Annotated in this window: 9 protein-coding genes; 4 read left to right on the top strand and 5 right to left on the bottom strand. The window is 62.1% G+C overall.

Annotated elements, in window-relative coordinates; all coding sequences use genetic code 11:
- Both FFR93_RS09695 and greA read right to left on the bottom strand, forming a co-directional pair.
- On the bottom strand, positions 1-1,059 hold the full coding sequence (locus FFR93_RS09695) for a glycosyltransferase family 4 protein (protein WP_138393076.1): 1,059 nt from the start codon (positions 1,057-1,059) through the stop codon (positions 1-3).
- Positions 1,060-1,085: 26 nt separating this feature from the next.
- Positions 1,086-1,562, bottom strand: a complete 477-nt coding sequence (gene greA / locus FFR93_RS09700) for a transcription elongation factor GreA (RefSeq protein WP_004672775.1) — start codon at positions 1,560-1,562, stop codon at positions 1,086-1,088.
- A gap of 250 nt (positions 1,563-1,812) precedes the next feature.
- On the opposite strand from greA, the gene FFR93_RS09705 reads away from it, so the two are divergent.
- Both FFR93_RS09705 and FFR93_RS09710 read left to right on the top strand, forming a co-directional pair.
- On the top strand, positions 1,813-3,045 hold the full coding sequence (locus FFR93_RS09705) for a putative DNA modification/repair radical SAM protein (RefSeq protein WP_138393077.1): 1,233 nt from the start codon (positions 1,813-1,815) through the stop codon (positions 3,043-3,045).
- On the top strand, positions 3,045-4,514 hold the full coding sequence (locus FFR93_RS09710; protein ID WP_138393078.1) for a UdgX family uracil-DNA binding protein: 1,470 nt from the start codon (positions 3,045-3,047) through the stop codon (positions 4,512-4,514). The genes FFR93_RS09705 and FFR93_RS09710 overlap by 1 nt, the downstream gene beginning before the upstream one ends.
- 97 nt (positions 4,515-4,611) lie before the next feature.
- Here the strand turns inward: FFR93_RS09710 and carB are convergent, their stop codons facing one another.
- Together carB and FFR93_RS09720 are read right to left on the bottom strand one after the other, a co-directional pair.
- Entirely contained in the window at positions 4,612-8,100 is a 3,489-nt protein-coding gene (carB, locus tag FFR93_RS09715) for a carbamoyl-phosphate synthase large subunit (RefSeq protein WP_064705699.1), read from the bottom strand.
- A gap of 169 nt (positions 8,101-8,269) precedes the next feature.
- Positions 8,270-9,298, bottom strand: a complete 1,029-nt coding sequence (locus FFR93_RS09720; protein WP_138393079.1) for a zinc-dependent alcohol dehydrogenase family protein — start codon at positions 9,296-9,298, stop codon at positions 8,270-8,272.
- Between the two features lie 220 nt (positions 9,299-9,518).
- Between FFR93_RS09720 and FFR93_RS40770 the strand changes: the two genes are divergently transcribed.
- A complete protein-coding gene (locus tag FFR93_RS40770; protein WP_171049143.1) occupies positions 9,519-9,671 on the top strand; it encodes a hypothetical protein in 153 nt (50 codons plus the stop codon).
- Between the two features lie 105 nt (positions 9,672-9,776).
- Positions 9,777-10,694, top strand: a complete 918-nt coding sequence (locus FFR93_RS09725) for a neutral zinc metallopeptidase (RefSeq protein WP_138393080.1) — start codon at positions 9,777-9,779, stop codon at positions 10,692-10,694.
- A gap of 59 nt (positions 10,695-10,753) precedes the next feature.
- Here the strand turns inward: FFR93_RS09725 and FFR93_RS09730 are convergent, their stop codons facing one another.
- Positions 10,754-11,746 (bottom strand): aldo/keto reductase, encoded by a 993-nt coding sequence (locus FFR93_RS09730; RefSeq protein WP_138393081.1) that lies wholly within the window; start codon positions 11,744-11,746, stop codon positions 10,754-10,756.
- Between the last annotated feature and the right edge of the window lie 359 nt (positions 11,747-12,105).

A 12,105-nucleotide genomic window follows, 5' to 3' on the forward strand; every position in this document is an offset into this window, starting at 1 on the left:
TTAGCCGCGATTGTCGCCAAGAAGGCGATCGTAGACCGCCCCGATCGCGCTTGCTTCCTTCTCCAGCGCAAAATTTTCCCTGACATGACGCAGCCCATTGTCGCCATGCGCAATTGCCAGCGCGGGATCTGCGAGATAGCGGGCGATCACCCGTGTCAGCGCCTCGCCATCGCCTGCAGCCACCACCGCGCCCGTCTCGCCACCGACGATCTGTTCGGCATAGGCGCCGGCATCCGAGGCCACTACCGCCGTGCGTGAAGCCATGGCTTCGAGCGGCGTCAGGCCGAAGCCCTCATTGCGGGAAGGGGCGACGTAAAGCGTCAGGCGGCGATACCAGATTTTGATATCGGGTACTTCGCCGAGGAAAAGAATACGGTCGCTAAGGCCGGCGGCGGCGACATCGGCCTTGAGCTTTTCCCCGAAGGCGGCGTGCTCCGCCGTCACCCGGCCGGAGACGACGGCCGTCCATTCCGGGCGTTGCGGCAGCAGTTCGATCATCGCCTGCACGAAGAGATCGGTGCCCTTCTGGTGACGTACGCGTCCGAAACAGCCGACGAGGTAGCGGCCGGGCAGGCCGGTGGCGGCAATAGCGTCCTCGGCCGTTTCAGGCGGGTGGAACAGGGAAAGGTCGACGCCGTGCTGGATGACGGTGTGAGGCACTTCGAGGAAGGAGCCGGAACGGTCGCTGGTTGCGATCACCGCATCCATTCGGCGGATCAGCCATTTCGTATAGGCGGTGTGATGGCGTTGCGCAGCCGAGGTGAAGAGCAGCTTCAGCGGCATGCGCAGGACATGACGGAGCAGGATGCCGACGGCCATCTCATTGTTGCGGCGGGCGTGCCAGATGCGGTGGCGCCGACGCGCCGGCGGGCGCCAAAGGCCAAGGAGCTGCGGCCATTTCAGCTTCGCCAGGCCCTCCGGAAGGCCGGGACCGAGCGTTGCGATCCTGATGCCAAGCCGGATCTGGCATGGGATGAGCTGAACGATGGTCGAGGTGACGCCGGAGAGCCGGCGCTTGAAGTTGGGCGCGATGATCTCGACGTCATGAATGTCCGGCAAGGAATGAGTCTCGTGTGTGGCGGCAATCAGCCCCAGGAAACCTGGAGGATTTCGTAGGCCTTGGAACCACCCGGCGCGTTGACCTCAATGGAATCGCCGACTTCCTTGCCGATCAGCGCGCGCGCGATCGGAGAGGAGATGGAGATACGGCCGGCCTTGACGTCGGCTTCCTGGTCGCCGACGATCTGGTAGGTCTTTTCTTCCTCGGTGTCCTCGTCGACGAGCTTCACCTTGGCGCCGAACTTGATCTTGTCGCCGGACATCTTGGTGAGATCGATGACCTCGGCGCGCGCCGTCAGATCTTCGAGCTCGGTGATGCGGCCCTCATTGTGGCTCTGAGCTTCCTTGGCGGCATGGTATTCGGCGTTTTCGGAAAGGTCGCCGTGGGCACGGGCTTCGGCGATCGCCTCGATGATTCGGGGACGCTCTTCCTGCTGACGCCAGCGCAGTTCTTCCTGCAGCTTGACGAAACCACCCTGTGTCATCGGTACCTTATCAACCATTTTTCTGTCCTTCACTCCCTGCGTCTGCACGCTCGAGCACACACAAAAGAAAACAGGTCCCGAAGGGGAGCTTCGGAACCGTGCCACAAACCTAGTCGAATGCTTATAGCAGATCGGCAAGGCCGATTTCCAGAAAATTCGCATAAGCGAAACGCAACCCACTGCGACATCAAGCGATACGCCCCAAAATGGGCAGCGGCCGGATCGTTTTGGTTGACTATGTATATTAGAACGTATAGTGAACAAAAGAATGAAGAAGTCGCTTGCCGAACGCCTCGCCATCCTTTCCGACGCCGCCAAATATGACGCGTCCTGCGCTTCCAGCGGCACGGTTAAGCGCGATTCAAGCGTGAGCGGCGGGCTCGGCTCGACGGAGGGGTCCGGCATCTGTCATGCCTATGCACCGGACGGGCGGTGCATTTCGCTTCTGAAGATATTGCTGACCAATTTCTGCATTTACGACTGCGCCTATTGCGTCAATCGCTCCTCCAGCAATGTCGAGCGGGCACGCTTCACGGCCGAGGAGGTCGTCTGGCTCACGCTGGAATTCTACCGCCGCAACTATATCGAAGGCCTCTTCCTTTCCTCCGGCATCATCCGCTCGTCCGATTATACGATGGAGGAGATGGTCCGCATCGCCCGCGAGCTGCGCCTGACGCATAATTTCCGCGGCTATATCCATCTCAAAGCGATCCCCGAGGCATCGCCGCATCTGATGGAGGAGGCGGGGCTTCATGCCGACAGGCTGTCGCTCAACATCGAGCTGCCGACCGACAGCGGGATTTCCCGCTTCGCGCCGGAAAAGAAGCCCGCCAATATCAGGCGATCGATGGCGGATCTCAGATTGAAGATCGAGGCGGCTGATGAGCCGACGCTCAAGACCAGGAAACGCCAGCGTTTCGTCCCGGCTGGCCAGAGCACGCAGATGATCGTCGGTGCGGATGGAGCCAATGACGCGACCATCCTTGCCAGCAGCAGCCGGCTATACAGCAGCTATGGCCTGAAGCGTGTCTATTATTCCGCCTTCAGCCCCATCCCCGACGCCTCTAAAAACCTGCCGCTGATCAAGCCGCCGCTGATGCGCGAACATCGGCTCTACCAGGCCGACTGGCTCTATCGGTTCTACGGTTTCGGCATCGAGGAGATCACCGCAAACCAGGCGGGCGGCATGCTCGATCTCAATCTCGATCCGAAGCTTGCCTGGGCGCTTGCCAATCGCGGGGAATTTCCGGTCGACATCAACAAGGCCGAGCGCGAGCGGTTGCTGCGTGTCCCCGGTCTCGGCACCAAAACAGTCAAGGCGATCGTTTCGGCGCGCCGATTTCGGCGCCTGCGGCTCGATGATCTCTCCCGGCTCGGCGTCTCAATCAAAAAGGTCCGGTCCTTCATCGCGGCGGAAGGCTGGTCGCCGCGACGGCTGATCGACCGGCCGGATCTGCGTGCCATGTTTGAGCCGCAGCCTGAGCAACTGTCGTTGCTGTGATGCGCCGGGTCGTGCTTTCGGGACGCGGAGAGCTTGCCGAATGGCGTGATGCCGCACGCGCCTTGGCGGCCGCCGGCATTTTGCCCGAGGAGATCGACTGGCGCGAAAAAAGCGCCGAGGCCGATCTGTCGTTTCAACGTGACGCCATGCCGCCGGCGCCGGCGGCATCACGCAAGCCGATGACGGTGCCGCCCGCCTTCATCGAGCTTGCAGAGACGGTTCTTTGCCATTGCGATACGGCGCGGTTTTCCCTGCTTTACCGTCTGCTTTGGCGGCTGCAGCTGGACCGGCGACTGCTTGAGGTTGCGTCCGACGAGGATGTCGCGCGTGCCCGTCTGATGGCGAAGAACGTTCGCCGCGACGCGCACAAGATGACGGCCTTCGTCCGCTTCAAGGAAGTCGGGGCGGTATCGGCGCGTCGCCGAAAATTCCTCGCCTGGTTCGAGCCGGACCATCATATCGTCAGGCGCACCGCTCCCTTCTTCCAGCGGCGTTTCACCGATATGGACTGGCTGATCGCAACGCCCAAGGGATCGGCCGCCTGGGACGGGGATCGACTGACGATTGCCGAGGAGCCGTGCGAAAAGCCTGATCTCAGCGACGCCACCGACGAACTCTGGCGCACCTACTATTCCAGCATCTTCAATCCGGCGCGGCTGAAGGTGAAGGCAATGCAGGCGGAGATGCCAAAGAAGTACTGGAGAAACCTGCCGGAAGCCGATCTCATTCCTGGCCTGATTGCCTCGGCCGAAAGCAAGGTGCGGGAGATGGTAGCGCGGGAGACGACGCAATCGCTGCCTTTTCACGACCGCCTACAGAAGGCCGCACGCAATCTCCCGGCAGAGCCTGAGGCTCCGGCGGGCACGTGGGAAGCACTGCGCGCGGAAGCCGCCGTCTGCACGCGCTGCCCGCTTCACGCCAATGCGACGCAGACGGTATTTGGCGAAGGGCCGCGGGATGCGCAGGTCATGTTTGTCGGCGAACAGCCGGGCGATCAGGAGGATATTGCAGGGCGTCCCTTCGTTGGTCCAGCCGGCAGGCTTTTTGATCAGGTGATATCGGAGGCTGGCATCGACCGGTCGACGCTCTACGTCACCAATGCGGTAAAGCATTTCAAATACGAGCCACGCGGAAAGCGCCGCATCCACCAGAAGCCTAACATGGGGGAGGTGAAGCATTGCCGCCGGTGGCTCGATCTGGAGTTGGCGCTCGTCAAGCCGAAACTCATCATCGCGATGGGGGCGACGGCGCTTGCGGCGCTGACCGATGTGAAGGAGCGCCTGCAGGATGTCAGGGGGAAGGCGATGGCGATCGAGGGAGGGCGCACGCTCTTCGTGACCGTGCATCCATCCTATCTCCTGCGCATTCCGGACGAGCGGCTGAAGGCGGAAGAGATGGCACGGTTTCGTGTGGATATGCTGAAAATTCAGCGGCTTATGGCATCAGTCGAACAAATTGATTCCGGCTGAGCTGGCGCCACCGCCCGCGGGCGTTGGCGCTATCTCTTTGTTTTCACTCAATTAGGGATACAAAACACGGCACTATTTTGCTGGAATTGCTCTCATCTCAAGCGAAGTAGCTCTGCAGTGGCCGGACTTCGAGATTGCCTGCCCTCAGCGCCTTGATCGCCTGGGCGGCGGCTTCGGCGCCGGCCATCGTCGTGTAATAGGGCACCTTCTGCATCAGCGTCGCGCGGCGCAACGACTTGGAGTCCGAGATCGCCTTGTTGCCGTCGGTGGTGTTGATGACGAGCTGGACCTGGCGGTTGCGGATGGCGTCCTCGATGTGCGGGCGGCCCTCCAGAACCTTGTTGATCTTGGTGGCGGTGATGCCGTTTTCGCCGAGGAAGCGGGCGGTGCCGCCGGTCGCCAGCACTTTGAAGCCCTCTTCGACGAGGATGCGGATTGCCGGCAGCACGCGCGGCTTGTCCTCGTCGCGCACGGAAACGAAGACCGTTCCATCGCGCGGCAGTTCGACGCCGGCGCCGAGCTGCGACTTGGCGAAGGCCAACGCAAAATCGGTGTCGAGACCGATTACTTCACCGGTCGAGCGCATTTCCGGGCCGAGCAGCGTGTCGACGCCGGGGAATCGAGCGAAGGGGAAGACGGCTTCCTTGACGGCAATATGCTTGAGCTTGCGCGGATCGGGCTTCTGCCCATAGGCGGCGAAGGTCGCATCGAGTTTCTCGCCGGCCATGACGCGGGCGGCGATCTTGGCGATCGGCGCGCCGATGGTCTTGGCGACGAAGGGCACGGTGCGCGAGGCACGCGGGTTGACCTCGAGAACGTAGACCGTGCCGTCCTTGATGGCGAACTGGACGTTCATCAGGCCCCCGACGTTGAGCGCCTTTGCCATCGCCTTTGCCTGGCGCTCCAGCTCGTCGATCAGTTCCACGGACAGCGAACGGGGCGGCAACGAGCAGGCCGAGTCGCCCGAGTGGATGCCGGCTTCCTCGATATGTTCCATAATACCGGCGACATAGACGTCGGTGCCGTCGGAGAGGCAGTCGACATCGACTTCGATCGCGTGGGTGAGATAGCTGTCGAAGAGCAGCGGGTTCTTGCCGAGCAGGGTGTTGATCTGGCCAGTCTTGTCATTGGGGTAACGCTGCTTGATATCCTCAGGCACCAGTTCCGGCACCGTGTCGAGCAGATAGGTCTGCAACTGGCTCTCGGCGTGGATGATCTGCATGGCTCGGCCGCCGAGCACGTAGGAGGGGCGCACGACCAGCGGGAAGCCGATCTCGGCGGCGACCAGACGGGCCTGCTCGACCGAATAGGCGATGCCGTTGTTCGGCTGATTGAGGTCGAGCTTCATCAGAAGCTTTTGGAAGCGGTCGCGGTCTTCGGCAAGATCGATCATGTCGGGGGCGGTGCCGAGAATGGGGATGCCGTTCTTTTCCAGCGCCTCGGCAAGCTTCAGCGGCGTCTGTCCGCCGAATTGGACGATGACGCCGACGACTTCACCCTTTTCCTGTTCGGCGCGCAGGATTTCGATCACGTCCTCGGCCGTCAGCGGCTCGAAATAGAGGCGATCTGACGTGTCGTAGTCGGTCGAGACGGTTTCAGGATTGCAGTTGATCATGATCGCTTCATAGCCCGCATCCTTCAGCGCGAAGGCGGCGTGGCAGCAGCAATAGTCGAATTCGATGCCCTGGCCGATGCGGTTCGGGCCGCCGCCGAGGATGACGACCTTCTTGCGGTCGGAGACCTGAGCTTCCGAGCGGGCGGCGCCGACAAAGGGCGTCTCGTACGTCGAATACATGTAAGCGGTCGGCGAAGCGAATTCGGCCGCACAGGTATCGATGCGCTTGAAAACGGGGCGGACGTTCAGGCCGTTGCGGAGTTCGGCAACTTCCTTCGGGCGCTTGCCGGTCAGCGTGGCAAGGCGGGCGTCGGAGAAGCCCATCGCCTTCAGCATGCGCAGGTTGGCGGCATCCTCCGGCAGGCCGTGCTCGCGGATGCGGGCTTCCATGTCGACTATATTCTTGAGCTGGGCGATGAACCAGGGATCGATCTTGCAGCCCTCATGCACCTCTTCGATGCTGAGACCCTGGCGCAACGCCTGGGCGACCATGCGCAAGCGGTCCGGCGTCGGCGTGCCGATGGCGGCGCGGATGGCGTTCTGGCTGGATTCCCCTTCCTCGAAATCGGGGATCTCGATTTCGTCGAGGCCGGTCAGGCCGGTCTCGAGGCCGCGCAGCGCCTTCTGCAGCGATTCAGCGAAGGTGCGGCCGATCGCCATGACTTCACCGACCGACTTCATCGCCGTGGTCAGCACCGGCGAGGCGCCGGGAAATTTCTCGAAGGCGAAGCGCGGGATCTTGGTCACGACATAATCGATCGACGGCTCGAACGAAGCGGGCGTCGCGCCGCCGGTGATGTCGTTTTCCAGTTCATCCAGCGTATAGCCGATGGCGAGCTTGGCGGCGACCTTTGCGATCGGGAAACCGGTTGCCTTGGATGCAAGCGCCGAAGAACGCGAGACTCGCGGGTTCATTTCGATGACGACGAGGCGGCCGTCTTTCGGATTGACGGCAAACTGGACGTTCGAGCCACCGGTCTCGACGCCGATCTCCCGCAGCACCGCGATCGAGGCGTTGCGCATGATCTGGTATTCCTTGTCGGTCAGCGTCAGCGCCGGTGCGACAGTGATGGAATCGCCGGTGTGGACGCCCATGGGATCGATGTTCTCGATCGAGCAGATGATGATGCAGTTGTCCGCCTTGTCGCGAACGACTTCCATCTCATACTCCTTCCAGCCGAGCACGGACTCTTCAATCAGCACTTCGGTGGTCGGCGAGGCGTCGAGGCCGCCGCCGACGATCTCGAAGAATTCCGAACGGTTGTAGGCGATACCGCCGCCGGTGCCGCCGAGCGTGAAAGACGGGCGGATGATAGCGGGCAGGCCGACATGGTCGAGCGCCTGGGCGGCAATTGCCATGGCGTGGTTCATGTAGCGCTGCTTGCGGTCGCTCTCGCCCAGATTCCACTGATTTTCCAGCTCGTCCAACGCCTTGTCGAGATCGGATCCGGAAAGACTTTCGCGGAGCTTATTACGCTCGGCCTCATGCGTCTTGCGGTCCAGGTCCTTGATGTCGGTGGCGTTCGCCAGCATCGAGCGCGGGGTTTCCAGGCCGATGCGGGCCATGGCCTCGCGAAACAGCGCGCGGTCTTCGGCCATGTCGATGGCCGCCGGCTTGGCGCCGATCATCTCGACATTGTAGCGGTCGAGCACGCCCATGCGCTTGAGGGAGAGGGCGGTGTTCAGAGCCGTCTGGCCGCCCATGGTCGGCAGTAGCGCGTCAGGGCGTTCCTTGGCAATGATCTTGGCGACGACCTCGGGGGTGATCGGCTCGACGTAAGTTGCGTCGGCCAGCCCCGGATCGGTCATGATCGTTGCAGGATTAGAATTGACGAGGATGACGCGGTAGCCTTCTTCCTTCAACGCCTTGCAGGCCTGGGTGCCGGAATAGTCGAATTCGCAAGCCTGGCCAATGACGATCGGTCCCGCGCCGATGATGAGGATCGATTTGATGTCTTGGCGCTTCGGCATGGCGATATCCATTTTCTGGCTGCGCAGAAAACCGGCCAGGGTGGGAGATCACCGGGTCGGTTGCGCATGCTGGGTCTTTTCAGGCTAGAAGCGGCTTATAGGCAAATGTATTTGCAAACGGAACCCCATAAATCGCGGAATCGACAGGAATTCGAACCGGCGCGGGAGGCTACTGCCGGCCGGGAATGACGAGCGCCCGGATTTCGCCGCCGCGAGCCGGGTTGATGATCGCGTCGGGAGCTTCCGCGAGCGTAATCCTGCGGGAGATCAACGGCTCGATCTTGATCCTGCCGGTGGCGATTAGATCGGCGGCGCGGCCATGGGTGAAAGGGTTGACGAAGGAGCTTATCAGCCTGACTTCGCGAAACAGCAGGTCGAAGGGCTCGATCTCGATCTTTGCCCCCTGCGGCATGACGCCCAGAATGACGGCGCTGCCGCCACGGCGGGCAAGCCGCGGCGCCTGCTGCATGGTGTCGGTGACGCCGGCGCATTCGAAGACGACGTCGGCGCCGCCGGGCAGCAGTCCGTCTGCGGCGGTGATGCGCGCAATGACATCGCCGTCACCGGGATCGGCCGTTGCGGTGGCGCCGAGGCTTTCGGCCAAGCGCCGTTTCTCGGCGCTCCGCGTCACCAGCACGAGGCGAGTTGCGCCGGCAAGCCTGGCTAGCTGAAGGGTGAGCAGGCCGATCACGCCGCCGCCGAGCACGATGGCCGATGAGCCGGTGTGCAGCCCGGCAAGATCGACTCCGTGTATGCAGCAGGCGAGCGGTTCGCAGAAGGCGCCGTGAAGCGGATCTAGACCGGCCGGCAGCGCGAAGGCCTGGCTTTGCGGCATGCAGACATAGTCGGCAAAACCGCCGTCGCGGTGAATGCCGATCGCCCGCAGGTTACGGCAGAGATTGACGCGGCCGCGCCGGCACTCCTCGCAGCCGCCGCAGGAAATGTTCGGATCCCCTGTCACGCGCATGCCGGGGCGGAAATCGGTCACCCCCGGTCCGACCGTCTCGACGATGCCTGCAAATTCATGGCCGAGTGTCACCGGCGGCTTCGACGGAAAATCGCCGTGGAAGATATGGCGGTCGGTGCCGCAGATGCCGCAGGCCTCGATCCTGACGAGCAATTCGCCCGGGCGTGGCGCCGGTTTTTCGACCTCGCAAAGCTGCAACTGTCCTGTTGCCTGCAGGCGCACCGCCTTCATCGCCATCTCCTCCCGCATTCTCCTCTTTTCAGGAAGAGCGAAAGCGGGAGTCTCGTCAAGCGCTTGACGCATCTTCTTTACGCAACGGAAGACAAATGTGAGGCATGGTCGCGGCCGATCGGGGCTTCGCGGCCGTCACGATCGGAAGAGCGAGCGCTTGCTCCGTCAGGGGAACAATATCGCGTCCTTCAGGTTTGCGGTCGAGAAGCTGGAGGTTGTGATGGTAGATCCGAAAGACAAGGACCCGGCAGAAGGGTCGCGGGAGACCGTGGATAAGGAGCTGGCACGTCAGGGGGAGGGCAAGTCGCACAGCAGCGCCGGCAAAAGCGACGGACAAAAGGGACCGGCGCAACCAAGCCCGAGGAAAAAGTGAGCTGTTCAACCCCCTGTTCCGTGTGATGAAGCCGCTGGAATTCCTCCCGGCGGCGGTTATATAAATTCTTGAGTGCAAGCACGAGCGTTGCCGGGGAGAACGAAAATGGAATGGAGAGGCCGGCGTCAGTCCGACAATGTCGAAGATCGTCGCGGCGGTCGCACAGGGGGCGGTTTTGGCCGCGGGAGCGGTTTCAGCTTTCCCTCTGGCGGCGGCGTTCGCCGCGCCGGCGGCGGCTTGAGCATCGGAACGATCATCTTCCTTATCGTCATCTATTTCATCTTCAAGCTGATGGGTGTCGATCTGCTGCAGGTGCTCGAAACCGGCGGCATGTCGAGCGGCCCAGGTTACGAGCAGAGCCAATCGGACACGCGCACGCCGGCTAATGACGAGATGACCGCCTTCATGCGCACCGTTCTTGCCGAGACCGAGGATACCTGGAACGGCATTTTCCAGGCACGAGGCCAGACCTACGAAGAGCCACGTCTCGTGCTGTTCTCCGACCATACGCAGTCGGCCTGCGGCTTCGCCTCAGCCGCCACCGGTCCGTTCTATTGCCCTGGCGATCGCAAGGTCTATCTAGACACGACCTTCTTCAAGGAGCTGTCCGACCGGTTCGGCGCATCGGGCGATTTCGCCGAAGCCTATGTCGTCGCCCATGAGGTCGGCCATCACGTGCAGAACCTTCTCGGCATCCTGCCGAAATTCAACCAGGCACGTCAGCGCATGAGCGAGGAGGAGGCCAATAAGATGTCGGTGCGTGTCGAGCTGCAGGCCGATTGCTTCGCCGGCATCTGGGGCAAATATACCCAGCAGAAAGGCCTGCTTGAGGCCGGCGATCTGGAGGAGGCGCTCAACGCCGCCCAGCAGATCGGCGACGATACGCTGCAGAAACGCTCGCAGGGTTACGTCGTGCCCGAGAGCTTCAACCACGGCACCTCGGCGCAGCGCGCCAGGTGGTTCAAGCGCGGTTTCGACAGCGGACAGCTGACGGCGTGCGATACGTTTTCAGGTCCGGTCTGAAAAGGCGAGATCATGCCGTGCAACTGCACGGCATGACGCTTCAGCCCTTTTACCCGACCTTACTTCTCACTATCCATATGCTGGAGCATATGCTCGGGATAACGCCCGCCGGCCGCCGCATCCTTCGGAATTGCCCTTTCGATTGCAGCGAAATCTTCCGGCGACAGGTCGACCGCGCGTGAGCCGAGCGCCTCGCTCAGCCGGTCGCGGCGGCGGGCGCCGATGAGCGGGACGATGTCCTTGCCCTTGGTGGCGACCCAGGCAATGGCGATCTGGGCGACTGAGACGCTTTTTGCTTGGGCGATCTCGCGCAGCTTTTCTACCAGTGCGAGGTTCTGATCGATATTGCCGTCCTGGAAGCGCGGGCTATGGGTACGGAAGTCGCCGGCGGTGGCCTGCCCCTTCTGCCAATGCCCGCTGATTAGGCCGCGCGAAAGCACGCCGTAAGCGGTAATCGAAATGCCTAGTTCCCGGGTCGTCGGCAGGATGCGGTCCTCGATCCCGCGCGAGATTAGCGAATATTCGATCTGCAGATCGACGATCGGGGCGACGGCGGCGGCACGGCGGATCGTGTCGGCGCCGACTTCCGAAAGACCAATATGTTTGACGTAACCGGCCTCGATCAAATCGGCGATCGCGCCGACCGTGTCCTCGATGGGCACATTCGGATCGAGGCGGGCAGGGCGGTATATGTCGATATAGTCGACGCCGAGGCGCTGTAGCGTGTAGGCGAGGAAATTCTTCACGGCTACGGGGCGGGCATCGATGCCGCTCCATCCGCCTGCGGGATCGCGAAGCGCGCCGAACTTGACGCTGATGACGGCGTCTTCGCGCCTGCGGCCCTTCAATGCCTCGCCGATCAGCATTTCATTGTGGCCCATGCCGTAGAAGTCGCCCGTGTCGAGCAGGTTGATGCCGGAATCGAGCGCGGCATGGATTGTCGCAATGCTCTCTGCGCGGTCGGCGGGACCATACATGCCCGACATGCCCATGCAGCCGAGGCCGATGGCCGAGACATCGGGTCCGGTGTGTCCCAAACGATAGGTCTGCATTGTCTTCTCCTTTGTTGCGCCGCTGGCGCGAGGGACATCCGCGCCACCGCGGCGCTGCCGACGCCGTTTTACCGTTTCCGCATTCGGGCGATAATCGGACGGTGTCGGACAGGCCGTGCGGGAGAATGCACAATGGATAATTTGCCCGCTCAATCTGGATGCCTTCGCGGCCTTTGCAGGGGAACGGACCCCCGGCGATCTTGCGTGCATCGGTTGAGGCTCTGATGATTTTCCCGTACAACTCAGCGGATACATTTGAATGTTCACGGATTGTTTCGGTGTCTTTTCTGAGCTATGTCACTGTGGAGCGCCGTGCATCTTTTCGGATGCACGAAGGAAGCTCTGACACTCTGAAGCTG

This window comes from Rhizobium sp. MHM7A, assembly GCF_005862215.1.
In the GTDB taxonomy this organism is placed as follows: Bacteria; Pseudomonadota; Alphaproteobacteria; order Rhizobiales; family Rhizobiaceae; genus Rhizobium; species Rhizobium bangladeshense.

What these genes read in the sequence shown, in the direction of transcription:
- FFR93_RS09725 (WP_138393080.1), top strand. Translation starts at nt 9,777, where the DNA reads ATGGAATGGAGAGGCCGGCGTCAGTCCGACAATGTCGAAGATCGTCGC.
- FFR93_RS09730 (WP_138393081.1), bottom strand. Translation starts at nt 11,746, where the DNA reads ATGCAGACCTATCGTTTGGGACACACCGGACCCGATGTCTCGGCCATC.
- FFR93_RS09720 (WP_138393079.1), bottom strand. Translation starts at nt 9,298, where the DNA reads ATGAAGGCGGTGCGCCTGCAGGCAACAGGACAGTTGCAGCTTTGCGAG.
- carB (WP_064705699.1), bottom strand. Translation starts at nt 8,100, where the DNA reads ATGCCGAAGCGCCAAGACATCAAATCGATCCTCATCATCGGCGCGGGA.
- greA (WP_004672775.1), bottom strand. Translation starts at nt 1,562, where the DNA reads ATGGTTGATAAGGTACCGATGACACAGGGTGGTTTCGTCAAGCTGCAG.
- FFR93_RS40770 (WP_171049143.1), top strand. Translation starts at nt 9,519, where the DNA reads ATGGTAGATCCGAAAGACAAGGACCCGGCAGAAGGGTCGCGGGAGACC.
- FFR93_RS09705 (WP_138393077.1), top strand. Translation starts at nt 1,813, where the DNA reads ATGAAGAAGTCGCTTGCCGAACGCCTCGCCATCCTTTCCGACGCCGCC.
- FFR93_RS09710 (WP_138393078.1), top strand. Translation starts at nt 3,045, where the DNA reads ATGCGCCGGGTCGTGCTTTCGGGACGCGGAGAGCTTGCCGAATGGCGT.